The organism is Actinotignum sp. usb-actsch-rep-73 (assembly GCF_059082735.1).
Map to the genome: position 1 here is coordinate 43,880 of NZ_JBHNPV010000081.1, position 24,697 is coordinate 68,576.

At 59.1% G+C, this 24,697-nt stretch carries 18 protein-coding genes; 8 read left to right on the forward strand and 10 right to left on the reverse strand.

What is annotated here, in order from left to right:
- Positions 1 to 372: 372 nt before the first annotated feature.
- Positions 373 to 2,151 (reverse strand): L-serine ammonia-lyase, iron-sulfur-dependent, subunit alpha, encoded by a 1,779-nt coding sequence (locus tag AC5RE1_RS07420; protein WP_493938524.1) that lies wholly within the window; start codon positions 2,149 to 2,151, stop codon positions 373 to 375.
- Between the two features lie 53 nt (positions 2,152 to 2,204).
- On the opposite strand from AC5RE1_RS07420, the gene mtnN reads away from it, so the two are divergent.
- Positions 2,205 to 2,957, forward strand: a complete 753-nt coding sequence (mtnN, locus tag AC5RE1_RS07425) for a 5'-methylthioadenosine/S-adenosylhomocysteine nucleosidase (RefSeq protein WP_285067729.1) — start codon at positions 2,205 to 2,207, stop codon at positions 2,955 to 2,957.
- 43 nt (positions 2,958 to 3,000) lie between these two features.
- On the forward strand, positions 3,001 to 3,489 hold the full coding sequence (locus tag AC5RE1_RS07430) for a low molecular weight protein-tyrosine-phosphatase (protein ID WP_040318353.1): 489 nt from the start codon (positions 3,001 to 3,003) through the stop codon (positions 3,487 to 3,489).
- Between the two features lie 24 nt (positions 3,490 to 3,513).
- On the opposite strand, the gene AC5RE1_RS07435 is transcribed toward AC5RE1_RS07430, so the two are convergent.
- The 6 genes from AC5RE1_RS07435 to AC5RE1_RS07460 all read right to left on the reverse strand — a co-directional run bounded on the left by AC5RE1_RS07435 (position 3,514) and on the right by AC5RE1_RS07460 (position 12,624).
- A complete protein-coding gene (locus AC5RE1_RS07435; protein ID WP_285067730.1) occupies positions 3,514 to 4,884 on the reverse strand; it encodes an MFS transporter in 1,371 nt (456 codons plus the stop codon).
- A 59-nt stretch (positions 4,885 to 4,943) separates the two neighbouring features.
- Positions 4,944 to 5,810 carry a nucleoside/nucleotide kinase family protein gene (locus AC5RE1_RS07440; protein WP_493938525.1) on the reverse strand — a complete coding sequence of 289 codons (867 nt, stop codon included), beginning with the start codon at positions 5,808 to 5,810 and terminating at the stop codon, positions 4,944 to 4,946.
- A complete protein-coding gene (locus AC5RE1_RS07445) occupies positions 5,759 to 6,316 on the reverse strand; it encodes a phosphoribosyltransferase (protein ID WP_103632824.1) in 558 nt (185 codons plus the stop codon). The genes AC5RE1_RS07440 and AC5RE1_RS07445 overlap by 52 nt, the downstream gene beginning before the upstream one ends.
- A gap of 242 nt (positions 6,317 to 6,558) precedes the next feature.
- Positions 6,559 to 7,065: a SprT-like domain-containing protein gene (locus tag AC5RE1_RS07450; RefSeq protein WP_040318354.1), complete on the reverse strand. Its 507-nt coding sequence runs from the start codon at positions 7,063 to 7,065 to the stop codon at positions 6,559 to 6,561.
- 1 nt (position 7,066) lies between these two features.
- The gene (locus tag AC5RE1_RS07455) at positions 7,067 to 12,301 is read right to left on the reverse strand and encodes a DUF3418 domain-containing protein (protein WP_493938529.1); all 5,235 of its coding nucleotides are present in this window, start codon (positions 12,299 to 12,301) and stop codon (positions 7,067 to 7,069) included.
- Between the two features lie 38 nt (positions 12,302 to 12,339).
- Entirely contained in the window at positions 12,340 to 12,624 is a 285-nt protein-coding gene (locus tag AC5RE1_RS07460; protein WP_493938526.1) for a hypothetical protein, read from the reverse strand.
- Between the two features lie 119 nt (positions 12,625 to 12,743).
- Here AC5RE1_RS07460 and AC5RE1_RS07465 point away from each other — a divergent pair, with 119 nt between their 5' ends.
- Entirely contained in the window at positions 12,744 to 13,790 is a 1,047-nt protein-coding gene (locus AC5RE1_RS07465) for a PfkB family carbohydrate kinase (RefSeq protein WP_006680673.1), read from the forward strand.
- 167 nt (positions 13,791 to 13,957) lie between these two features.
- Here the strand turns inward: AC5RE1_RS07465 and AC5RE1_RS07470 are convergent, their stop codons facing one another.
- Positions 13,958 to 14,731 (reverse strand): alpha/beta hydrolase, encoded by a 774-nt coding sequence (locus tag AC5RE1_RS07470; RefSeq protein WP_040318355.1) that lies wholly within the window; start codon positions 14,729 to 14,731, stop codon positions 13,958 to 13,960.
- Positions 14,732 to 14,898: 167 nt separating this feature from the next.
- On the opposite strand from AC5RE1_RS07470, the gene AC5RE1_RS07475 reads away from it, so the two are divergent.
- The 4 genes from AC5RE1_RS07475 (at position 14,899) to AC5RE1_RS07490 (ending at position 18,918) form a co-directional block, all read left to right on the forward strand.
- Positions 14,899 to 15,213 carry a YtxH domain-containing protein gene (locus AC5RE1_RS07475; protein ID WP_285084174.1) on the forward strand — a complete coding sequence of 105 codons (315 nt, stop codon included), beginning with the start codon at positions 14,899 to 14,901 and terminating at the stop codon, positions 15,211 to 15,213.
- Between the two features lie 58 nt (positions 15,214 to 15,271).
- Positions 15,272 to 16,408, forward strand: a complete 1,137-nt coding sequence (locus AC5RE1_RS07480; RefSeq protein ID WP_006680676.1) for a VIT1/CCC1 transporter family protein — start codon at positions 15,272 to 15,274, stop codon at positions 16,406 to 16,408.
- Between the two features lie 159 nt (positions 16,409 to 16,567).
- A complete protein-coding gene (locus AC5RE1_RS07485; RefSeq protein WP_006680677.1) occupies positions 16,568 to 17,380 on the forward strand; it encodes a trimeric intracellular cation channel family protein in 813 nt (270 codons plus the stop codon).
- A complete protein-coding gene (locus AC5RE1_RS07490; RefSeq protein ID WP_257878465.1) occupies positions 17,377 to 18,918 on the forward strand; it encodes an amino acid permease in 1,542 nt (513 codons plus the stop codon). The genes AC5RE1_RS07485 and AC5RE1_RS07490 overlap by 4 nt, the downstream gene beginning before the upstream one ends.
- 95 nt (positions 18,919 to 19,013) lie before the next feature.
- Here AC5RE1_RS07490 and betT read toward each other — a convergent pair whose 3' ends face one another.
- Both betT and AC5RE1_RS07500 read right to left on the reverse strand, forming a co-directional pair.
- Complete coding sequence (gene betT / locus AC5RE1_RS07495; protein ID WP_493938527.1) at positions 19,014 to 21,197, reverse strand: choline BCCT transporter BetT; 2,184 nt, start codon at positions 21,195 to 21,197, stop codon at positions 19,014 to 19,016.
- Between the two features lie 233 nt (positions 21,198 to 21,430).
- Entirely contained in the window at positions 21,431 to 22,546 is a 1,116-nt protein-coding gene (locus AC5RE1_RS07500) for a carbohydrate kinase family protein (RefSeq protein ID WP_179370106.1), read from the reverse strand.
- A gap of 261 nt (positions 22,547 to 22,807) precedes the next feature.
- On the opposite strand from AC5RE1_RS07500, the gene AC5RE1_RS07505 reads away from it, so the two are divergent.
- Positions 22,808 to 24,439 carry a peptide ABC transporter substrate-binding protein gene (locus tag AC5RE1_RS07505; protein ID WP_103632818.1) on the forward strand — a complete coding sequence of 544 codons (1,632 nt, stop codon included), beginning with the start codon at positions 22,808 to 22,810 and terminating at the stop codon, positions 24,437 to 24,439.
- Positions 24,440 to 24,697 lie beyond the last annotated feature (258 nt).

Consider the following 24,697-nt stretch of genomic DNA (forward strand, 5'->3'; position numbering starts at 1 on the left):
TGTTCATATAAAAATTGTCCGTTGAACCGTGGGTAAATCGTTTTACAGAGCACCTCGAAGAGGGCATGATTATGCGGAAATCACACGATTGTCATTCTTCGGTTCCAGGTCCACACGCATGTGCATGGAGGCGAACACATATGTGCCTACCTGTGGATAACTTCGGATGCGAATGGAAAAAACTGCCTCAAAATTCGTGTGCGTCATCGGCGTGTCGCATATGCCAGACCCCTACATGTAGGGGGTGGATTGCGCACACCCTCCCTATATGTAGGGGTCGTGGTAGATGAACCACTACTACTGGTGGCGCGCCTGTTGGGTACCGCTACGAGAGGTAAATGTCCCTATCGAGTGGGAGCAAATGATGTGAGCTCAGCATTCGACGACGTTCACGGCCAGGCCGCCCGTCGACGTTTCCTTGTACTTCGACAGCATGTCGTTGCCGGTTTGGCGCATCGTTTCAATGACGGCATCCAGCGACACCGTATGCCGACCATCACTCCAGAGGGCCATACGTGCCGCGTTAATCGCCTTCACCGCGGCGATCGCATTGCGTTCGATGCAGGGGATTTGAACCAGGCCAGCAATAGGGTCGCAGGTCAGCCCCAGTGAATGCTCCATCGCAATTTCCGCGGCATTCTCAACTTGTTCGGGGGTTCCACCCAACGCTTCGGCCAAGCCTGCGGCCGCCATCGCGGACGCTGAACCAACCTCGCCCTGACAGCCAACTTCAGCACCAGCAATCGACGCGTTCGTCTTAATCAGCGAGCCAATCGCCGTTGCTGCAAGCAAGAAATCATGGACTGCCTTACGCCTGCGCGCCCACGCCTCCCCGTGAATGTCGGAAGCGCCGGAAAGAACCTCGACCCCCTTTGAGCCGAAACGCACATGAGCAAAAGGAGCCTCAGGTGAGTCGAACAGCGCCGGAGCCGATGCGGCACCAATCGTTGCACCAGCTTCAGGGCAGTAGGAGACCAGGTAGCCGAGGACCGCAGGAATCACGCCCGCAGCGCCATTCGTCGGCGCGGTGACGATGCGGTGGCCGGCAGCGTTCTCTTCGTTGACCGCCAGCGCGAACAGGTTCACCCAGTCCATCGCGCGCATCGGGTCGTCGGGACTCGAGGCCCAGGGAGCACCGGGAAGCGGTTCGCAGCTGGTACGAGCACGTTCGGACAGTTTTGCGCTCAGTGCTTTCGCGCGACGAGGGACGTCCAAACCACCCGGAAGAATGCCACTGGCACTGGTTCCGGCATCCACGCACTCAAACATCGTGTCCGCGATCGCATCCAAATACTCATCGAGATCTTGAGCAGTTCGCACAGCTTCTTCATTACGACGAACCAACTCGGAGATGCGCAAACCAGACTGCTTACACTCGTGGAGCAGGCGTGCACTGGTCGTAAAGAAGAACGGCGCAGGAGCATCAATTGTCGCGGCGCTCATGCCGGTCGCCAGCGATGCGACCTCCGGATTATCCACGTCATCATTCATCTGCACCATCACGAAGCCACCGCCCACCGAGTAATAGGTGTGCTCCAGAATTTTCTCGTGGCCATCAGTTTCGCGCCACGCCGTGATCGTCAGAGCGTTCACGTGATACTTCAACACCGTGCGCGGAACGAAACGAATATCGCGCGCAATATCAAAAGGAACCTGACCGCACGGAGTCGGCAAGAAACCGGTCGCGGCAATCGCCGGGAAAATACCCTCAACCGTATCAATCTCAACGCTCTCCGGGCTGTAGCCCGCAAGGCCCAGCAAGACTGCGCGGTCAGTGTTGTGCCCGCGACCCGTCGCGCCAAGCGAACCAAACAGGTCGATCGTAATGCGGCACGGCGCCTGCGACTCCGCCCCTTCTTCGGGGGAGCGTTGAGACGTGGAGGCGGCCTCGTCCCCTTTATCTCTGGCGAGCAACGACGCCAACTCGCCTGTAAACGCAAGACCGGCGCGCATCGGACCAACCGTGTGTGACGACGACGGGCCGATACCGATGCGGAACATGTCGAAAACCGACAGGGGGTGCGCAGCCTGAGAAGCGGGAACCTCACCGGAAAGCACGGCAGCGGGCGTTGCCTCGCCAGCGTCGAAACGATCTGGCGTCACCTGAGCAAGCGGAAGAGCGGTCGGAGAATCGGCGGCGTCAAAAGTCATGCGAACTATTGTGCGCTTTCATCACCGTAAGAGCGAACCGTAGACTGGGCGCTATGACAACCAGCATCGAATTTCCTGCTCGTCCGACCGTCGTCGCCATCATCCAATGCGCCATGGAAATGGAAGCGGCACCCCTGCGCGCCGCGTTGCACCCCTGCGCCGGTAGTGACGCGGTCACCGAACTCGTCGTCGGAATTGAGGGCCACGCACAACAGCGTTTTGCGCTCGGTGCTCTTGACGGTCACGACGTTCTGCTTGTGCAAAGCGGAATTGGTCTGGCGAACTCCGCGTCCGCGACCGCGCGCGCCCTCACCCTGGTTGATAGTCCCATCATCATCGCAGCGGGCACCACCGGTGGACTCGCCGCGGACATCAACGTCTCCACCATCGCTGCCGGCACCTCGACCATCTACTCCCAAGCCGACGCCACCGCCTTCGGCTACGCCATGGGCCAGGTTCCGCAGATGCCCGAAGACTACCGATCCTCCGACGAAACCGTTGCTCGCGTCGCCCTGCTTGCCAAGTCCGACACCCTCACCGTCATGACCGGTCGCGTCCTGTCCTCCGACTCGTTCATCACCGCCCCCATCGCCCAGCCCATGCGCGAAAAATTCCCGGACGCTATTGGCGCCGACATGGAAACCTGCGCCATGGCGGAAGTCGCCTGGTCCAGCGGTGTTGACTGGGTCAGCCTGCGCGCCGTCTCCGACTTGTGTGGCCCCGCTGCCGACCAGGACTTCCACATGGACTCCGAAAAGGCAGCCGGCATTAGCGCGCTCGCGGTCCGCACGTTCCTGACGCTCTGACCTGCATTTTTTAATTGGAAGGATCCCAGTGAAACGAGTTCTGATGGTCTGCACCGGCAACATCTGCCGGTCGACGATGGCTCACCAGATTCTGCTTGAAGCCGCGCGCGATGCCGGCGTTGACATCGTCGTGGATTCCGCAGGAGTTTCCGACGAAGAAGAGGGCAACCCGGTCGACCGTCGCGCTGCCCGGGTCTTGCGCGAATACGGCCACGAGGTCCCCAACCATCGTGCGCGCCAGATCCGCATGAGTGAACTGGCGGACTGGGACCTGATCCTTGCCATGACCGGCCATCACCTGTCTGCATTGAACCGCCTTCGCGATCGCGCCGGGCTTCGTGCCGATGCGGCTTCTGATTCACGAGGCTCCGCTGGGCCTGATATCCGTTTGTTCCGTGATTTTGATCCGCAGGCCACCCCGTCAGACCATGATGTCCCCGACCCGTGGTACGGCGGATATCAGGACTTCGTCGAGACGCTCGAGACGATTGAGCGCACGACGCCGTTCATCGTGGAAGAGCTGTCGAAGTAGCGAAGCGACTAGGCAGTGACTGTGTCATTGTCTGTCACGCTGGGTTGCGGGTTGCCCGCTCATCTTCAGGACCTCGCGGCCGGGCTCAGCCATGAATGACACAACCGTGAATCCGAACGCGACGATGCCACTGATGATGAAGATCCACTGAATCGAGAATCGGTCAGCAAGCGGCCCGAACGCGATCATGCCAATTGGCATACCGAGCACTGCAACGATGTTGATCAGCGAAAACACGCGACCCATGTACGTCTGTTCGACCGTGGTCTGAACCAGTGTCATGACCGGCGCGGAGAAGAACGGGATCAGTAGCGCGATGATGAACATCAGTACGAACAGGGCGAACAGGCCGACGGTCGTCCCCAGGAATGGCGTCAGGCCAAGGGCGGCGGACAATAGGCCGAAGCTCCCGCACGAATAGAGAAGCATCCGGCTCTGATTCCACTTCACGGCAAAGGTCGCGATCGCCAGACCGCCCAGCGCCATGCCCGCTGAGAATGAGGTTTCCATGACCGTCAGCGGCCAGACAGCGTCGGTGAAGTCGCGCGCGATCATCAGTGGCACCATGAAGTTCGGTGCGACGATCAGCGTGAAGATTACTGTGTAGAGGACCATCAGCCAGAGGATCGTGCGGTGTCCCGCAACGTAGCGCAGCCCGTCCATCAGATCGTGAGCGAACGACTTTCCATCTTCGCCACCGCTTCGCACCGTCGCAACGGGGATCGTCAGGACAATGCCGACGCCGATCAGGGCAGTGACAACGTCGATCCAGAAGGTCGGAACCAGGCCACCCCAGCCGTAGACCGCGCCCGCGATCACCGGAGACAGCAGTGCCATCGCCGAGTTAATTGTCTGATTAATGCCGTTTACGCGCATGAGCTGACTGGTCGGGGTCAGCTGTGGTAAGAGAGCGCCAACCGCGGGTTGTTGGAAGCCGGCACCTACGGAGCGAATGAAGACCGCGCCGTAGATCAGCCAAAGTGAGGTTTCACCCGCAATCATTGCTACTGCCAACCCTAGGGTGACCAGCGCAATGATCGAGTCGGAAACGGCGATCACCGTTCGGCGGTTCATTCGGTCGGCAAGCGTGCCACCAAACAAAGACAGAATCGCTTGGGGGACGAAAGCGACAACGGCGTACAGGGTGATGACCCACCCGGTCTTGAGCGTCAGCGTCAGATACCACATGATCGCGTACTGCACGATCGAGGAGCCGAACAGGGAAATCGCCTGCGCGATCAGGAATAGGGTGACGCGACGCTTCCAATGCGGGTCGGTTTCCGCGGGTGCGCTGGGGGTTTCGTTGATCGACGAGGCCACCTCCACGGGATCCGCGTTCTCCTGGTCTAAAGGGCGGGTCTCATCGGCGTGAGGTGAGGTGAAGCTGTCAGTCATGTGATGAAACGCTAGCAATACCAAGGGTTATTGTGTGCGCCGAGCGCACGATGTCACAGTTACTCTCCTGTTTGGGGCGAGACGATCGCATCGGCGCGCGATGCGCATTCGGCGACCAATTCAATGTTGGGGGCGTCCACGGTGCGCACCCAGTGGGCGGCATCTGCGCGACATTTTCCGAATGCTTCGTGGCGGGTGACGAGGCGCCGCATGACAGCGTCTGTCGGCGTATCAATGTGGACGAGGAAGTCAATGTGCCCGCGAGCCTCGCGCCACCCCGGTTCGTCGAATGCCAGGTAGTTGCCTTCGGTGATGACGATGCCCTCAGTTGGAATCAAGATGGACGCTGCGACAGGTTCGTGCAGGCCACGGTTGTAGTCGGGAGCAAAAACGGGGTGCTCGCTCGCTTGAATGCGTGCCAGCAGGGCCTGGTACCCCCAGACGTCAAACGTGTCGGGAGCGCCCTTGCGGTCGTGGCGCTCCAAGTCGTCCAGCACGGCATTCGACATGTGAAAGCCATCCATCGGCGCGATGCCAGCCACCGCAACATCGGCAGTTTCAAGGATTTCTGCGACGAGGGCTGCAACGGTGGTCTTCCCGGTTCCGGGAGGGCCGGTCAGACCGAGGACACGAATGTTTTCTCCGTTTGCCAGCCGGTGAAGGACAAGGTCAACGACCTGTTGAGCGACGGACAGCGACGCGGACGCACGTTTAGAGTAGATGGCGTAGGGTGCGGATCCGCTGATGGAGCCAGCGGGTTGATTGTCTGCGGTGTCAGTGTGTGTGCTCATGGCCGAAACCTCGTCGTTCTGGGGCGGAGCGGAAACGGTAAATGAAAGAGCCGGCTGCGACGCGCGCAACCGGCTCGACACAATCAGGCGTTTGCTGTGATTGTCGGCAGTGTCGACCAGGGGAAGTTGATCCACTTGTCGGTTTCTGCCCAGATGTAGTCGGGGGTGATGATCGAGCGTGATTTCTTGTAGATGCAGACGCTGCGCGCGTCAACCTTCACTTGGTTTTCACCGTCGAGGGACAGGCCGTCTTCGGCGATCATGTCCATGACCATCTTGAGGGTCTTGCCGGAGTCTGCGACGTCGTCAACGACCAGGACTCGCTTGCCTTCCATCGCGGAAATATCCATGAGCGGAGGAAGTAGGATCGGTGCTTCGAGGGTTTCGCCAACGCCGGTGTAGAACTCGACGTTCATGGTGCCGCATGCCTTGACGTCCATTGCGTAGGAGATGGCGCCCGCAGGGATCAGGCCACCGCGCGCGATGGCGACGATCAGTTCGGGGATCCAGCCGGAGTCAACGATCTGCTGAGTGAGTTCACGGCTTGCAACGCCGAAACCTTCCCACGTGAGAACCTCGCGATCTGCAACGTTGGGAACGTCCGTGGACTGAGCAGTGGTGGTGTTCGGCTGATCCGTCATGTCACTCCCTGGGTAGCGGCTTTATGGTGGTCGGCTATGGGTGGGCCGTCTCAATAAACCAAATAAAGAACTTAGGGACAAGAGTAGTACTCCGCGCGCGGTGGGTGATACCGAAATTGGGTGCGGAAGTGATGGTCTCGTCACTGTTCGTGTTCAGTTGCGCAACTTCGTGCGCGTGGGGGACGAGGCCACGCTCGATTGCTCAGCCTGCCAGCGTGCTACCGGCGCGGTTTTGGGTGGCCTCAGGCGCGTTCGATGCGTCGCAGTTCTTTGAGGTAGGCGGTGCCGGGGTTACGTGGATGTCCTTTATATGTCCAGGTCAGAATGCGTTCGACGTCGAAGCGTCGCGCGCAGTGTCCGCAGGCGGTGACGCGACGCGGTGGCCGGTAGAGCTTGCGTTGTGCTCCGCATTTGGGACAAGTTCCGACCCAGGGTTCGTCCGGGGAAGGCAGATGCGAGGGGAGCTTTGCGTCATCGGGGGCGCCCAGACCGCGAGCAACCTTCCGCCACGTTGCATCGTGGTGATGGTCTGGGCCGACAAGGGCGTGCGCGATTTCGTGGAGGATGACGCCACGAACGGTGTCCTGATCATAGAGATCGGTGAGCGGTCCGGACAGAGTGATCGTCTTCGTCCGGTAGGCGCAGGATCCTGCGCGGCGTTTTGCTGTGTCGAATTTGAATGTCCAGTCGCCCAGTTCGGCGGCGTCCATCAGCATGCGCGCTTCTTTTCGTGCGATTCGTCGATCCATTTCAGATCGTCTCAATCAGGCCGAGGACGCGTTTCACCGACACCTTGTTGGGCGTGCCCAGCTGTTGGGCGAAGAAGGAGACGCGCAGTTCTTCAATCAACCACCGCACGTGCGAGATCGTTGTAGCCGACTTCGCGTTGTAAGGGTGCGCGCGAGCACTCTCTTCGGCTTCGCCCAAAGCGTCGAGGATGTCGTGGATTCGGTCCCTATTCTCCAGATCGCGATCGAGTGCTCTGGGGGATGAGGCTGCGCGTTCAATACGCATCGCTCCGGCTCTCAGATAGCGCGCCAGGTGAGGCATCGCCGATAGGGGCGTATCAAGAACAAAACCCGGATACACCAGAGAACCAACGTGATCTCGCACATCAGCAACTGTTTCGCGCATGGATTCTTCCGTGTGAGAGCGGATCGCGGACTCAATATCGCCGTGGGCTTCCATGGCTCGTACAACGTAGCCGAGAATCTCGTAGACCCTGTCCTCGTGCAGGTTTCGTGCACGATTGGCGAGGTCTTCGAATGAGGCTGCGTCTCGAATCGATCCGGGACCGGCCTGGCCTGACAATTCATCTACTAGCGAGAGGGCGGAAGCCAACTGAGTGTCCGCAATCAGTGCAGTGGTATCCGGGTAGGGCGATGCGGCGAGCATCAGAGCTTGGCGTCCCGTCCAACGTGTCGTCACTCGAGTCTGTTGCAAGCGAACTCGGCGAACCAACAGGCGTGCAAGGCCCTCGCGGTGATGGCGGTCAGCGTCGCTCGAATTCGCCATGAGTCTTACGCCAGCGCTCGGATCTGTGGCGCTACCTTGAGCGACAAGCGCGGGGAAGGCGCGCAGTGTTATCACCTGGGTACCTTGCGAGCTGGATGTTTGACCGGGAGAGTCAATCGACCGGGGAAGCGGGTCAGCTGGGAAATCTGTCAGCCCATCAACGTGCAGGTGGGTAGCAACCTCGGGGGAACCAGCGGAACCTGAATGCGCATGACCAGCGTTGTTCTTCGCTTCGCTGAAGCTCGCGCGCGAACTATCTGTGCGCGAACTGGGGTGGCTTCGTCGATTGGAGCGATCCTGTGTGGCGTCGAGAAGAGCCTCGGCGACAGCGCCTCGCACCGCGTCACGAATCGCATTGTCTGCTGACGATGCCAACGTGCGTTGCAGGTATGTGAGGTCGGTGCCCGAACCGAGTTCAGCGCCGTGCGAATCAACAACGCTGAATGTCATCCGCAGATGCGCGGGTAGGTTGCCGTGAGCGTGTGCAAGGTGAGAATCGCTCAGATCGATTCCGCGCAGAATCCTCACTGCGGTGCGGAAAGCCTCGCTGAATGAAGGGCGTTCTCTTGACCAATCAATCACCGTCGACTGTGGTGGGGTCGCGGGTGTCTCTTCAGCCTGAGGTTCTGGCATCGGCGCAGGCTTTTTTCCGCGATCCTTCTGCTTCGCATTCCCAGTCGTGGCACCCCAGCGAGCAAGACGATCCATCGCTGCCGTCAGGCTCATCGGATCGACCCCCGTAGAAGCCTCGTCACCGTTCTTGGATGACGTGGCTGCGCTGGAATGCTGCGAAGCGACGCCGGACTCGGCTTCGGTCAAGGTTCCTGCGAGCGCGCGCTCCATCCATGCTCCGGCCTGAGCGCCGACCTCGGGCGCGGGGGCAAGTAGACGACGCTGAGCCTTCGGCAGAGCGCGAATCGACTCAGTAATGAGCTCGATCAGCATGCCGGGAACCAACCAGTCCGTGCCAACATCATTGACGCGTTGCAGGACTTCGACCGGGATTATCATCGTGACGCCGTCGCGCGCACTGCCGGGCGTGAACGCATACGACAGATCAAGCTTCAGGCCATTCGATTCCCAGGTATCGGGGAAACCGTCAGCATCTTGGCCGATCCCTCGCGGAAGAAGCAGGGAAGAAGTGTATGTCAGCAGGTCAGGATGCTTTTGGCGCGTGTGTTTCCACCAGCGATTGAAGTGCCCGGCGGACACAATATCGTCGGGAAGCAGGTCGTCGAAGAATGCGAAACGCGCGTCCTGGTCAGCAACCAAACCGTGGGTGCGTGAACGTCGTTCGACTTCGCGCGCCTGCTCCAGTAGCTCATCGTTCGTCTTTTGGAAGCGGTGGCGTTCGCGCCATTCGCCGTTCACCAGCGCGTGGCGGATGAACATTTCGCGGGCGAGTATTCGCGCCGTCAGCGCAGTGTCAGTGGTCGACGAGGCCGGGATCTTGACCTTATCGATCGGCGGGGTGGTGCTCGACGAAGATGCCCCATTCGACTGCTCGGGTGTTTCATTGCTGGGAGCCAGGTTCGCTAAGTCGTCACCATCGCTGGATGTATCGAAGCTGGTCGACGGCAGATTGAGGGCACCAGCCAATGCCATCGCGAGGAAGTCACGACCAATAGAGCCTATCTCGGTACGAGAACGACGATCCGACGTAGGTACACCCAACAGGCCCTGAGCGATTCCGGCCAAGGAACCCGCCGTGACCACGCGAGACGAGCGCGAATCCGAACCCGCGTCAATCACGTGGTCACCCAAACGACCCAGTAAGACAGGACGGTCGGCAACTAAAGTCAGCCCGTAGAGAAGGACCTTTTCCTTCACCATTGCCGCACCCTTGGCGCTCGACCAGAAGGGCTCGGAATATACGCGCTTCAACAGTGGGCGAGCCACCGGCTCAATCCACGCCGGATCAATCCGCGCAACAGTGCGAGCAAAGAGGCGACTGGTCTCAACCAATTCAGCGGTCATCACCCACGCAGGATGTGAGCGCGCTAAACCTGAACCCGGCCAAATCGTGAAGTGAGTACCGCGGGCACCCTGATAATCACGTTTTGCCTGATCCCACGAACCCAAGTTCGACAGGAAACCAACAAGCAGTGATCGGTGAATCTGGTCGGCGTCCACACTGCGCGAACCATCCGTGAACGCCACAACCGCACGCGCTGCCGCATCAGTCAAACCGCCCACTTCCGCCGCATGAACAACATCGCTAGACGACGGAATATCAATCGGATGCACATCCAACCCGAGCGGACGGGCCATCTGCTGCAACTGAACAACAACGTCACGCCACTCGTTAAAACGCAGATAGTGCAGGAACTCGGCCCGACACATGCGACGGAACGCCGCACCCGATAGATCCCTCTGCTGGACTGTCAAGTAGCGCCATAAATTCAAGTAGGTGACGAAGTCAGACTTCGGATTCGCCAAGCGAGCATGAGCAGCATCGGCAGCCGCCTGATGTTCAGCGGGGCGTTCGCGGACATCCTGAATTGAAAGTGCTGCCACGATGACAAGGACTTCGGAAGCACAGCCGTTTGCGTCGGCTTCCAGAAGGATTCGTCCCAGCCTGGGGTCAATCGGCAACCGCGCCAAATCCCGACCAATTGCGGTCAAGCGGTGTCCAAAGGAACGCCTTGAACCTGCCCCACCAGCACTGTTTGAATCCGCGTCCTTTGCGCTCGAGGGCGAAGACATGTGCGTGGCCTCGTCATCTTCTACGAGAGCGCCAATCTCCACCAGAGTCGCGATGCCATCGCGAACCGCGCGATGCTCGGGCGGGTCGAGGAAGGGGAAGTCGGCAATTGAACCGAGGCCCAGCGCCGCCATCTGTAGGATGACCGACGCGAGCGAGGTGCGCAGGATTTCCGGTTCGGTGAAGCGAGGACGATTCTCGTAGTCGCGTTGCGAAAAGAGGCGGATTGCGATGCCGTCAGCGACGCGACCACAGCGTCCAGCCCTCTGATTAGCGCTGGCCTGCGACACCGCTTCGATCGGCAGTCGCTGCACCTTCGTCCGGTTGGAATAGCGAGAAATACGCGCAAAACCAGGGTCGATGACATAGCGAATGCCCGGGACAGTCAGCGAAGTTTCCGCAACATTGGTTGCCAGAACAACGCGACGCAGTCGGTGGTCCTCGAACACGCGATGCTGCTCGGCTGCACTCAGGCGCGCGAACAGCGGAACGATTTCAATATCCGTCGGGCGAGCCTTCGCAGTCTCACCCGCTTTTACCCCGCGCGGACCTAGATGGTCGAGTAATGCCTGTTCGGTATCGCGGATGTCGCGTTCGCCCGGCAGGAAAACAAGGATGTCCCCCTCGCCCTCACCAGCAAGTTCGTCAACGGCGTGACAGATCGCGGTCTCAACATCAGTGTCCTCGCCGAGCCCGTACCCAAGCGACGGCAGATCATCGTCAGGGTCTTCCAAGACCAGCTGTTCTGCGCCCAGGTGCAGATTATCGTCTTCGATTGACAAGGCGTCGCCCGGTTCCTGCTCAGTGCCCGGAGTGGACGACGAGTAGTGCGTCATCACGTCAGCGGTGAGGGGGCGATAGCGGACTTCGACGGGGAAGGTGCGACCCGAGACTTCAATAACAGGTGCCGGCTGCTTCAACGTCCCACGACCGGGCAGACCATCCCACACACCGAAGTGCTCAGCGAAACGCTTCGAGTCGATCGTCGCCGAGGTGATGATGACTTTCAGATCCGGGCGCGCCGGAAGCAGACGAGCCAGATAGCCCAAGATGAAGTCAATGTTCAGACTACGTTCGTGGGCCTCGTCAATAATCAGTGTGTCGTAGCGACGAAGCAACGGATCGGACTGGATTTCCGCCAGCAGAATGCCGTCGGTCATCAGCTTGACTAGGGTGGTGGGCCCGACCTTGTCTGTGAAACGCACCTGATAGCCGACAACCTGGCCAGGTTCGCGTCCAACTTTTTGCCCGAGTTCTTCAGCGATGCGGTCAGCGACCGAACGCGCTGCGATACGCCTGGGTTGAGTGTGTCCGATCATTCCGGAGACGCCACGACCCAGTTGCATACAGATTTTCGGGAGCTGCGTGGTCTTACCCGAACCCGTTTCACCAGAAACGATAACAACCTGGTGGTCACGTATCGCCTGAGCGATTTCGTCGCGGCGAGCACTGACCGGCAGGTCAGGGAAAGTCACGACGGGGATTGCGGCTGCGCGCGCGGCCAGCTGTTCGGGAGTGAACGGCTTAAACGTGTGTGCGTGTTCGTATTGAGGACTGCGCCTACGACGAGGCTTGTGGTGTGGCTGGGTGGCAGAGTGCCCGTTGCGCTCGCGGGAACCTATGGGAGTACGAGGCTCCTGCCCGACGCGGCTTTTACGCTGCTGCCCCTTGCGCGGAGTGTCCTTTTTGGACGTGCCAGAATTTTGCGGGCGCGCTCCACCGCCACGGCGGCCGTGCTGAGACGACCCCGATTCATTGGAACGCACTGGTTTTTCTGGCACCCGCCTAGTCTAACGAGGCACGTTCACACGTGCGGAGCGAGAACAGTGCGCGTGTGGATAAGTGCCACGACCATAGCTACGTGTGGATAAGTAGCCTCGTATTCGCGCCCTACAGCAAGGACTGTCATGCCGTTCGGATCCATCCGTAGCGAAATGAGAGATCCGTCAATGGTGCTGATCATTGAACAGCCGGCGAGTTTTGCTCCCTTGCGGCACAGGTTTGTTCGAACCGTGTTCTGTTCGATTTGTTCTGCGATCTGAGCCGGCATGTCACACACGTTGAAGCAACCGTTGTGGAGCCCGTACATCAGCCTGTCGGAAATATAGGGGGCAGTGAACGCATCATTCTTAGTCGATGCGCCATCGAAGACCCTGTCATTCTTCCCGCAAAGATGCGAGTGTGAAGCGTTGTGGGCAAGATTGAGTTATGCACGCACTTTTCGCTGGCCTGACGACGCTTGACGTCATCCATGCCCTCGACCACGAGCCAAATATTGCCACCAAAACAACCTCCACGGATCATGTGATGGCAGCGGGAGGCCCGGCAACGAATGCTGCGGTTACCCTTTCCGCCCTTGAGAAAGCCGCGGGGTGTGCGAGGGGGGCAGCCTCGTCGATCAGTCTGCTGAGCGCCATCGGTGAGGGGATGATTGCCAGCGTGATCAGCGCGGACCTCGCCAGCGCCGGCGTGCATCTGCTGGACGCGACCAGCGTGGATTCAGCGCAGAAGACGCCCGCGATTTCCTCCATAGTTGAGCACCCGGGTGGCAGGATGGTTGCTTCCACCAATGCGCGGATCGACATCGACGTGCACGAGGCCACCCACCTGCTCGACTCTGTACTGGTCCAGGACGGAGCTCCGGACGTTGTCCTTATTGACGGCCACAATCCTGCGATTGCCGACTGCGTGTTGCGGGTGGGGACGCTGGGGGAGCCCGATCCTGATGAGGATCCTTTCGCGCACCTAGAAGCCAAGCCGTTGCACCAACGGATCCTTGATGGTGGGTCGTGGAAGCCGTGGCTCGCCCCGTTGCTGGGGTTCGTTGATATTGCGGTGGTGTCTGCTGACTTCTGTCCGCCGTTGCTGAATGAGCCGACCGGACCCGAGGTTGCCAGCTTCCTCGCCGGTTTCGGAATTACGCGGACGATCCGCACGCGAGGATGTGAATCGGTGCAGTGGTATTGGGATGGGCGAGAAGGTGAAACCGAGGTTGATCAGGTGGATGCCATCTCAACCCTGGGTGCGGGCGACGTTTTCCACGGTGCGTTCGCGTGGGCGGTGGGCAGATTGCACGTAGCTGATGTGCCAATGCCCAAGGACCCGAGTGACTTGATTCGTTTTGCGTCGCGTATCGCCGGGTTCTCGACGACGAAATTTGGTACACGTTCGTGGTGCGAGGCACCGGAAGTGGTGACCGCGGTCGAGGAGTTCCTCGGCTCGTTTGCCTCAGGTGTGGTCAAATCCTCGCGTTAGGTGTGGCTAAATCCTCGCGCTCTGATACGTATTTCCATATGGAAACCGCAGTAGTTCGCCATTTGAGGCCGGTGTTGTTTGGGTGGGGCGATAAACTGTCGATGCCGGATTTTTCGGTGTTAACTCAACGGGGTCCAGACACGCCGACCTTGCTCCGTGCAGTCACGCTAGCGACGAACTACGGGCACCCACCGGGTCGCCCATTCGAGCGATGGAGCATCTAGGGCCTCGACCTTTTCACCCATGCCAAATGATGCATCAGAGACGATTTCAACGCGCGAGCCGTCGGGTAGCAGGTGGAACACATCCTGCGTGGCGGCAAGCAGACCGAACTCGGCGTCGACGCTGTCATGGATCACCAAGGTCGGCTGTTCCAAGCCGGCCAGAAGCTTGTCCGAATCGGTCAGCGACAAGTCGATCAGCGTCTGCTTCGAGATAGTGAACTGTCGGCGAATCGAGGGTGAGTCGTCAGCGATTGTGGTAGCGCCGATCTCTTCCAAGTCACGCAACTGGTCATCAGAGAAAATCTGTGTCCAATCGACCGACATGGGACCAAGCGATGGTGAGGACAAAACGTAGGCGAGCACATTGACCGGCCGAGCTGCTAGCGCCACCGTCGCGCCGAATGAATGCGCATGAATGAGTTGGCGAGCAAACCCCTGGTCGGCAAGCCAACCGGACGCTGCACGCAGGTCCTCAACCTCAGCGTCCAGGGTAATAATTTCGTCGCCGGACTCACCGTGACCCGAATAATCGAACTCGAGCGTGGCGTAGCCTGCCGCGCGGTAGAGACGAGCAAGACGATCGAAATGCTCAGCCGAGTGACGATCAGCAAGGAACGAATGCGAGAAGAGAACCGCTGCGTCACCAGTGTCAACGGGGTTAATGAACGTCCCCGCCAGCGAAACGCCACGAGGGGTCATGATTCGGATCTCACTCACGCACTCCAACGTAGTGGGAATGGAGCAATCAAGCGACCCCAATCCCGCTAGGTGTACGTTTGTGAACTTCTCAATTGTGATCGTTGATTGGATTGTTCTGCCTGTAGGGTTGAAGTAATCAGATCGCGTCGGTTTTTCGCCGAGCGTCACGACAAACAGGAGTTTTCATGGGAACCAGGTTTGGATTGCTTCTTGGTCTTGGAGCCGGCTACGTGCTGGGCACGAAAGCTGGTCGCGAACAGTACGAGAAGATCCGCATCGGCGCATCGAAACTCCGCCGATTCCCTGTCGTCGCAAAGCCCCTCGATGCAGCGGGCGAAAAGGTGTCGGACATTGTCCGCGAGCAGGGGGAGCGCGTCACCGACACGGTTGCTGACGTTGTGAAAGAGCGACTCTTCGGTGCTCCGGCAACTCAAACTCAGCCGGCTCCTGTCGTCGACGATGACATCGAAATTCACGTCGTCGGTCGCGAAAATGGCTGATTCTTATTCGTTCTCCCCTTCTTGAACGAATAGTGAAAGAACGTTACGGAGTCATTGAATGACTAACGCGTATCCCACCCCGCAGCCTCCGAAGAACGTTTCGAAAGCACAGATCAAGCGCTGGCGTCGCCACCTTGCTGACGAACGCATGGAAGCGCGCACCTATCGCTCCCTTGCAGAACGCCGTACCGGCTCTGAACGCGAGGTTCTTCTCAAGCTTGCCGAAGCTGAACGCAGACACGAGGAATACTGGCTGTCCCTGCTAGGAGATAAAGCGCTTCCAGCGCCTCGTCCGCGCCTTCGCACTCGCCTTGGCGCGTGGCTTGCGCACATGTTCGGCACCATTTTTATTCTGGCGATGGCCCAGCGTGCCGAACAGCGCACCACTTACGACGCCGACGATGATGCGACGGCTCAAATGGCCGCTGACGAGCACATTCACGGCGAAGTGATCCGTGGACTCACTGCTCGCTCCCGTGAAACTCTGGCCGGAACTTTCCGCGCCGCAGTCTTCGGAGCAAACGACGGCTTGGTTTCGAACCTTGCCCTGGTGCTGGGTGTGGCCGCAACCGGAATGGAACCGCACCTCGTCCTCGCGACCGGCCTTGCTGGTCTGCTGGCCGGCGCGCTCTCCATGGCAGCCGGTGAATGGGTCTCCGTCACCAGCCAACGTGAACTGCTCGATGCATCGATCCCCGATCCCGAAGCACACCAAGCTGTCCCGGACCTCGACGTTGACGCGAACGAACTGGAACTCGTGTTCCGTGCTCGTGGCGAAAGTCCCGAAGAAGCGCGTGCTCACGCCATAAAGGTATTCACCCAGGTCGCCCGCCCCGCCGGCTCAGAGTCCGGTGTCATCGCGGTGCGTGCCGCACTCGAAGGCGGGCTACCAGCTCACGCTGGCGCCACCGAACAGGTTGGTACACCGTGGCAGGCAGCGGCCTCGTCCTTCTTCTTCTTCGCGATCGGCGCTTTCTTCCCCCTGATTCCCTACCTCTTCGCTCTCTCCGGTCTGACAGCAATCGCCATCGCCGCCGCGATCGTCGGTGTCACCCTGCTCTGCACCGGCGGAGTCGTCGGTATCCTCTCTGGTCAATCGCCCGCCCCTCGCGCGATTCGCCAGCTGGCAATCGGCTACGGTGCTGCGATTATCACCTACCTGCTGGGCCTAGCATTCGGCACCGCGATCGCCTAGTACGCGCAATAGATGATGCCCCGCAGGAAACCAGACGCCTTCCGCAGCGGACCCCCAACCAGCAGATCCGTATCCGTCCGAGTCTCACAATGCGCCTCAGCATGCGCCGTCTGGTGAACACGCGCGCCACGGAAAGCCAAGATAGTCCACAATGTCCGTGTGCTTGAAACCCTCAACCATGCGTTACCGGACCTGTTTCGCGCCATCGACCTGATTGGCGTGCTGCTGAATGGCATCATCGGTGGTCGACTGGCACGCATGAAGCGCTTTGATGCCGTCGGTTTTGCGGTCCTCGCGATCATGTCGGCGCTCGCGGGTGGCATGCTCCGCGACGTTCTGCTCCAGGTGGGGCCTCCGGTTGCTTTAACTGACCCCTTTTATTTGGGGACGGCACTGCTGGGTGCAGCGATCGCGATGCTCTGGAAGCTGGACTCGCGTCCGTGGCGTGCTGCCCTGCTGGTCGCCGATGGAACTGTGCTTGGATGTTGGGCAGCAACCGGCGCGTTGAAGACTCTCGACGCGGGGTTTGATGTTCTTCCCGCGATCATGCTGGGCATCATCACCGCAGTTGGTGGCGGTGCAATCCGTGATATTTCAGCCGGAAACGTCCCCCAAGTTTTTGGCGGGAACAACCTGTACGCGACGCCGGCGTTCGCGTCCGCTGTGATTACGGTGATCTTCTGGAAGTACGATCTGCCGATCATCGGAATGCTCGCCGCAACGATTGTCGGCATGGGCTTCACTGTTTTATCCCACTGGCGTCAGTGGCAGCTTCCCCAAGCGGGGGACTGGACGCTGACGGTCACGTCGTCACAGTTGCGACGCCTGATGTCACCGGCAGCAAAGAAAGCTCTAGCAACGGCAGTTCTTGAGGAACAGGCTCAAAAGGCGAATGAAACTCACGAACAGTCGACGGGATCTTCAGATTCTTCAGGGAACACTCCCAGCTCTGATTCAACGAAAGGCGCATGAAAACCATGAGCTCACCGGCAACGACCGCCCCTAACACGGGCGGCGAAGCAACGATGCCCGTATCGGGGCCTCGTAAGACATTCAAAACGCGCCACCTGTCGATGATGGCGTTGGGCAGCGCGATCGGCGCCGGTTTTTTCCTCGGCACCGGCGTCGCGGTCTCGGAAGCGGGCCCGGCTGTCCTGGTGTCTTACGTTCTTGCGGCATTGATTGCCGTGTCGGTGATGTTCGCGCTGTCGGAGTTGGCAAGCTCCCTGCCGTCGACCGGTTCCTTCTCCACCTATGCCGAGGTCGGTATCGGCCGCTGGGCAGGTTTCACGTCCGGCTGGTTGTACTGGGCGATGCTGGTGATGGTGCTGGGTCTCGAAATTACGGGTGCGGCAGCGATTTTCGTCAGCTGGTTCCCATCGGTTCCGCAGTGGGTTGTGGCTCTGGCAATCGTTGTTGTGCTGGGTGGCGTGAATCTGATGGCCGCGCGCGACTTCGGTGAAGTTGAAGCGTGGCTTGCCGGCATCAAAGTCCTGGCAATCATTGTCTTCCTGCTGATCGGTATCGGTTTGGTGACGGGAATCGTTCCCGGTCGCACCGAGCCAATCGGTCAGACGATTCTGGGACATGGCGGTTTTGCGCCGACGGGTCTGGCGGGTATCGCGGTCGCGCTTCTTGCGATTATCACGTCGTTCGGCGGTATTGAGATCGTGACGATCGCTGCCGGCGAAGCCGAGAACGCGAAGGCCGCAATCTCCGCCGCAATTCGTTCGGTGATCAGCCGAATCCTGATCTTCTACGTCGGTTCGGTTATCCTGTTGATCTGCTTGTTGCGCTGGGATTCGAAAGAAATGTCGACCAGCCCGTTTGCCGCGGTGTTGAACATGGCAGGTATTCCCGCGGTCGGTGTGATCATGGAAGCGGTCGTTTTCGTCGCCCTCGTGTCCGCCTTCTCCGCGAATCTCTACGCCTCGAGCCGCATCGCCTACTCGCTGTCCGCGCGTGGCATGGGCATGAAGTGGCTGCTTGGTCGCGGTGTGTCTTCGTCGAAGATGAACGAGGCCGGCCACGATTCATCGACCACCTCGGCTACCCTTGTGGCCGATGAGGAAGCGGAGTCGCTTCAGGACCGCGTAGCCACCGAAGGGGCGAGCGGTGACATTGCTGAAGGACGCACTCCTCGTCGAGCTGTCTCGGTCTCTATCTTCTTCGCCCTGGTGTCGGTGGCGTTGAACTGGTTGCTCCCCGCATCGCTCCTTGGAATTCTGCTGAACTCTGTCGGCATGGTTCTGCTACTGATCTGGGTTTTCATCTTGGTCGCTCAAATTCGCCTACACCCCAAGCTTGAAGCTGAAGGATCAATTGCCCTGCGTTCACCGGGCTGGCCCTGGCTACCTCGCCTCGTTATCGCGTCGCTGGTGTTGGTTGCCGGCCTGATGGCATGGAACCCCGAGGCCCGCCAGCAGCTGATCGCAATGAGCGTCCTGACGTTGATCATCATCGCGATCTACTTCATTCGTGAAGCTATGGCACAGCGTTCTGCGAAGTAGTCGATACACGCTGGTCAGAGAGATTGAGGCTCCTCCACTGAAAAGTGGTGGAGCCTCAATATGTCGAGGGGGCCTCGTACCTCGCAACAATCCGATTACTCGATGGTGGACGTGGCACCCAGATATTCGACCCAACGCTCGAAATGGTCGAGCACGTCGTGAGCCACCTGATCTGCCGTCCAGTCCATGATGTCGTAGCCTTGACCGCCACCGTGCGGGCGAACTTCAAGACGGACAGTCGTGTCATCCTCATCCGAGAGTGTGACACCAAACGTAGGAACCGGCATGACAACCATGCGCACCACGTATCTAAAGGACTCAGCGTCGATCGTTGCTCCCGAAATCGGGACATCAAGCAGGCGCGCAATCAGCTGTTCCATGACCTCAGGCGTCGCACTCACAACAAGAGAAGCTCGACCGAGGAAGCGACGATCGTCGTCGGGATCGTGAGCTTCGGGGCCTTCGATCACGATTTCAGAAACAAGCCCTTCTTCCTGCAGGCGCGTGCCAACCGCTTCAAGGGCAGGCACAACACGGTTGTCGAGTGCTCGCTTGGCGCGCGTCGGGCTGACGGCATCGAACGTGCGACTCAAGCGGTCCTGCCATGACAGTCGGACGCGACCGGCTGCCGTGCCACTCATCGAAATCAGGCCGGATGTGATGGTGCGGGTGCGCGCAGTTGCCTTCGAGGCCTCCGAACGCAACGCCTTCCAGAGGGCGGCTGCGATCAGGATAAGAACGAAGGAGAATGGCAAAGCCATGACGATCGTTGCTTGCTGAAGGATTGAAATACCACCCGCCAAAAGCATGGTGATCGTCAGAGCGCCGGTCAACGTCGCCCAGAAGACTCGAAGCCAGGCGACGCCATCCTGACGGTCAGGCAGGTTCCGCATCGACAGGTTCGCCATGACCAGTGCGCCGGAGTCGGAGCTGGTCACATAGAAAAGAACGCCGACGAACAGAGCAATCGCAATCAGGATTTTGCCAAGCGGGAGCGCGTCCAACAGGGCGTAGAGACCACCTTCGGGGGTGGCGTACGCGATCTTCGTGAACGCTACGTTACCCGAACGAATCAGGTCGATGGCGCTGTTGCCGAAGATGGACACCCACACCAGAACGTAGGTGAAGGGCAGGGTCAGCGTGCCGATAACGAACTGACGGATCGTGCGACCGCGCGAAATGCGGGCCAAGAACATGCCAACGAATGCGGCCCACGTGATCCACCATGCCCAGAAGAACAGGGTCCACGCGTTCATCCACTCATCGGGGCGCTGGTAGGGGAATGTCTCCAAAGTGAGGACGGGGAACTGCGTGACAAAGTCACCCACGTTCGCGACCAGCGCATCCAGAAGGAGCGTCGTGTTTCCGGTGATCAACACCCAGAGGGCAAGGAACATCGCCAGGAAGACATTGATCGACGAGAGCATTCGAACGCCCCTGTCGACTCCGCTGACAGCGGAGACTGTCGCCATGATGACAGAAAGGGAAACGAGGCCGATCTGCGCAACAAGGCCCTGCGGGATCCCGAAGATGATCGTCAGGCCAACGTTCAGCTGGACAACACCAATACCAAGGCTGGCTGCGATGCCGAACACGCCACCAACAAGGGCGAACATATCGATGATGTCACCGAAAATACCGTCGACCTTATCTCCTAGAAGCGGGCGGAGAGTGGATCGAACGGTCAGACGATCGTGCTTGCGGTACGCGAAGTAGCCAAGGGCAATGCCAACAAGACCATAGAGAGCCCAGCCGGAAATGCCGTAGTGGAACAGTGTCCACGTCACGGCCTGTCGAGCAGCTTCAATCGTTTCACCCTCGCCTGTTGGGGGAGCAATGTACTGTCCAACCGGTTCGGCGATCGCGTAGAACATGATTGACGTGCCGATACCCGCGGCGAACAGCATCGCTGCCCACGAGAACGTTGAAAAGTCTGGCGTCGAGTTATCCGGGCCCAACTTGATGTTGCCGAAACGGGTGAGGGCAAGAACGATGACAAAAACGATCGCCGCAGTGATCAAGAGAATGTAGAACCAGCCGAACCACTCACTGGTCCACGTCACCGTCGCGTCAAAAAGAGACTGCACCGTGTCGGGGGCAAAAATCGACGCCAAAGAAACAGCAAGAATGACCACGGCCGAAATGCCGAATACCGTGACATTCAGCGAAGGCTCCACTCCCTGAACGTCTCCGGTCAGATCCGAGGTTTCAAGCGGCACAATTGGCGCTGCGTCACATGAGGATGATTCTGTTTTCGCTGATATGTCAGGCGAACTCATAGAGTGCTTTCGGTCGACAATGGGACACGCGCGCCCGTAAAATGCACGTAAAAAAGGCGCGCGCTTTTGTTCAGCGTTCCAACGATTCCCTATGCCTGCAACTTTTTTGGCTGAAATCCCTCATTTATATGCGCAGTTCTCCCGCTAGATCATGGGCGTCAGAACCTGTTCATGTTAAATGACCCACACTTTTAGTTGTGATGGGGTGATACGGGGCAAACCTTGGCCATTCATCATTCCTGAGCGAGAATATCCGCGATTCCCTTTGCCAACTCGAAACCAGAATCGTCACGAAGATCCGTGTCAGGTTCTGCGGGGTCAGGTCGCTGAGCGGTTTCTTCTTCAAGCGTGACGTCGTCAAAGTCCATGAATGCAAGATCGTATCCGTCTGGCACATCGCAGGACTCGGTCCACTTCTTCAAACCATCCAACGTCGGTGCATCCGCGAAGGACCCCATTGTTTCCGTTGATCGAGCAGATGCAAGCAGAGCCATCGACACGGCCCCCTCGGGGGAAAGTCCCTGCATTCGCGCCCACACAAGAGCCGCGGAGAACGCGTGTCCCGCCGACGTCGTATCAATCGTCTTCGCCGGGGCTGCTGGAAGCGAGAACTCTTCGCCTTCAATAATGGCTGTTGCGCCCTGCGCTCCCTGCGTCACGATGACACCCGGAACATGCCATGCCAATTGGCGAGCCGCCTGACGCGCATTTTCTTTATGCGTGTAATTCATTGCTTCGCGCTCGTTCAGCGTGAAGACATCAACGTTATCCAAAGCATCAAGGTCGGAGCTCTTCCACTGACCAGTTGAATCCCAACGGCACTCCGAGAGAACCCACGTTGGAGGAATCGGTGCTGCGGGCGGAGCTTCAAGCATGGTGATTGGGGGAACCGGATTCGAGCGCCACTTTTCCACGGTCTCACTGTTAGCTCCAAGCACATGGAGCTCTGCCACAAGCGCGTGAGGAGCTTGGCGAAGGGTCGAAAGCGATGGAACCGTCAGATCTCCAGATGTTGTGAGCGCACGATCCCCGTCAAAACCAAGAGAAACCGTGATCGCCTGATGAGGCACACGAAGCGCATGACTCAAATCAACCCGGCTTGTTGTGAGCATCGAACGAACAATGGCCCCGGCCTCGTCGATACCGATTGAGCACAAGAACTGAGTGTTCAGACCAAGGCGAGCAAGCGCAACGGCGCGATTCGCTGAGCCGCCGGGGGAGAAGGAAGATGCCGGCGCGATCTGTTCTTCACCAAGGCGAGGTTCGTGCTCCAAAGGGCCCATGACCAGCGCTAAAACAAGAGGACCGGCAACGCAGACGCGTGGCGCAGTATTTAAAGGTGACGTCATAATGAGTGGTCCTTGCATGCGTGTAGAGACGATGGTCAATGCGATGTAATCCTAGTCCGAAGCGGTATTTTCGGCCCTGAATAGAGCCTTAAGTAATGTCTATATAGATAAGTCTTTACCAAAACGTGACCATTTGTGACCAAATAGCAATGTCCACTTTATGGTCTGGGAAAGACTTTCAAGGCGTGGCGGGTTAGGCTCGCAACCGTAACCCGCGACTGGACGTTACGGGTCTAACCCATCAATTTGGAGGAGTCTTTCATGAACCTCAAGAGGACATGGCTGGCAGTTCCGGCCGTTTTTGCCCTCGGTCTCGCAGCCTGCTCTGGCGGTGGCGACGCTAATTCAAGCGCTTCCGGCTCAAATGCTTCCGGCGTAGCTGCGGGCTCGTCGACCGGCATCATTTCGACCAACGGCTCCGAGCCGCAGAACCCGCTGATCCCGGCAAACACCAACGAAACCGGTGGCGGCAAGATCCTCGACGCCATCTTCGCGGGCCTCGTTTACTACGATGCATCCGGCGCAACCCATATGGACATGGCCGAATCCATCGAGCCGAACGAAGATTCGACCGTGTGGACCGTCAAGCTGAAGGAAGGACAGAAGTTCTCCGACGGCTCCGAGGTCAAAGCGCACAACTTCGTTGACGCATGGAAGAAGGGTGCATCCGAAGCGATGCTCTCCTCCTACTTCTACGAGCCGATCGCTGGCTCCGATGATGAAGGTGCCGGCGACCTGACCGGCCTCGAAGTCGTTGACGACTACACCTTCACCATCACCCTTAAGGCCCCGGCAGCTGACTTCTCGCAGCGCCTCGGCTACACCGCATACTTCCCGCTTCCGGACTCGACCCTGGAAGACATGGAAACCGGTGGCGAGCAGCCCATTGGTAACGGCCCCTACATGGTCGCCGAAGGCGGCTGGGAGCACAACGCTCAGATCCACCTGATCCCGAATCCTGAGTACAAGGGTGACAACGTTGCCAAGAACGGTGGCGTGGACGTTATCTTCTACTCCTCGCTCGATGCCGCATACCAGGATCTGCTCTCCGGCAACCTTGACGTCCTCGACGCACTTCCGGACTCGGCATTCGCCACCTACGAAGCAGACCTCTCCGGTCGCGCCGTGAATCAGCCGGCAGCAATCTTCCAGTCCTTCGCAATTCCGTTCGCCCTGGAACACTTCTCCGGTGAAGAAGGCAACCTGCGTCGCCAGGCAATCTCCTACGCGATCGACCGCGACACCATCACCGACACCATCTTCTCGGGTACCCGTACCCCGACCAAGGACTTCACCTCCCCGGTCGTCGATGGCTACAACGACTCGGTCCCCGGCTCTGAGGTCCTGACCTACAACGCTGACAAGGCCAAGGAACTCTGGGCAAAGGCAGACGCCATTTCCCCGTGGTCCGGCACCTTCTCGATCGCTTACAACTCTGATGGTGGCCACCAGGCATGGGTTGACGCAGTCACCAACTCCATCAAGAACACGCTCGGAATCGACGCCGTTGGCGCCCCGTACCCGGACTTCAAGTCCCTGCGTACTGAGGTCACCAACCACACCATCACCTCCGCCTTCCGTACCGGCTGGCAGGCTGACTACCCGGGCAAGTACAACTTCCTTGCACCGCTCTACGGCACCGGCGCCGGCTCGAACGACACCGAGTACTCCTCGGCCGACTTCGACGCCCTCCTGAAGAAGGCCTCCTCCGCGACCTCCACCGAGGAATCCAACAAGATCCTCGACCAGGCGCAGGAGATCCTCTTCAAGGACCTCCCGGTCATCCCGCTGTGGTACGCCAACGTCGTGGGTGGCTGGTCCGAGAACGTCGACAAGGTCGTGTTCAACTGGAAGTCCGTGCCGATCTACAACGAGATCACCAAGGCTGAGTGAGTCTGGCCAGGCGCTAGTCATCACTGACTACGCCTAGAGGACGTGCCAATGGTGGCGGGTGGGAGCTTTCCTACCTGCCACCATTGCGTTTGCAAGGCCTCGTCACCGCGCTCTCTTACCGTGAGTTTGGGCGGGGCCTGGTGAATCATTGATAATAATTCTGTTCTTTTTCTTACTGTCCATTTAGTGGGTGACGAGTTAATCAAACTCCCGTTTGCCGAGTTTTTACCCTATGATGGCGTAAGTGCGTCTTTGCCA

Excerpts from the sequence above, each read along its gene's own strand:
- AC5RE1_RS07420 (WP_493938524.1), bottom strand. The coding sequence starts at position 2,151 with ATGACTTTTGACGCCGCCGATTCTCCGACCGCTCTTCCGCTTGCTCAG.
- AC5RE1_RS07430 (WP_040318353.1), top strand. The coding sequence starts at position 3,001 with ATGGTCTGCACCGGCAACATCTGCCGGTCGACGATGGCTCACCAGATT.
- AC5RE1_RS07450 (WP_040318354.1), bottom strand. The coding sequence starts at position 7,065 with ATGGATCGACGAATCGCACGAAAAGAAGCGCGCATGCTGATGGACGCC.
- AC5RE1_RS07475 (WP_285084174.1), top strand. The coding sequence starts at position 14,899 with ATGGGAACCAGGTTTGGATTGCTTCTTGGTCTTGGAGCCGGCTACGTG.
- AC5RE1_RS07465 (WP_006680673.1), top strand. The coding sequence starts at position 12,744 with ATGCACGCACTTTTCGCTGGCCTGACGACGCTTGACGTCATCCATGCC.
- mtnN (WP_285067729.1), top strand. The coding sequence starts at position 2,205 with ATGACAACCAGCATCGAATTTCCTGCTCGTCCGACCGTCGTCGCCATC.
- AC5RE1_RS07435 (WP_285067730.1), bottom strand. The coding sequence starts at position 4,884 with ATGACTGACAGCTTCACCTCACCTCACGCCGATGAGACCCGCCCTTTA.
- AC5RE1_RS07460 (WP_493938526.1), bottom strand. The coding sequence starts at position 12,624 with ATGTACGGGCTCCACAACGGTTGCTTCAACGTGTGTGACATGCCGGCT.
- AC5RE1_RS07445 (WP_103632824.1), bottom strand. The coding sequence starts at position 6,316 with ATGACGGATCAGCCGAACACCACCACTGCTCAGTCCACGGACGTTCCC.
- AC5RE1_RS07490 (WP_257878465.1), top strand. The coding sequence starts at position 17,377 with ATGAAAACCATGAGCTCACCGGCAACGACCGCCCCTAACACGGGCGGC.
- betT (WP_493938527.1), bottom strand. The coding sequence starts at position 21,197 with ATGAGTTCGCCTGACATATCAGCGAAAACAGAATCATCCTCATGTGAC.
- AC5RE1_RS07505 (WP_103632818.1), top strand. The coding sequence starts at position 22,808 with ATGAACCTCAAGAGGACATGGCTGGCAGTTCCGGCCGTTTTTGCCCTC.
- AC5RE1_RS07480 (WP_006680676.1), top strand. The coding sequence starts at position 15,272 with ATGACTAACGCGTATCCCACCCCGCAGCCTCCGAAGAACGTTTCGAAA.
- AC5RE1_RS07500 (WP_179370106.1), bottom strand. The coding sequence starts at position 22,546 with ATGACGTCACCTTTAAATACTGCGCCACGCGTCTGCGTTGCCGGTCCT.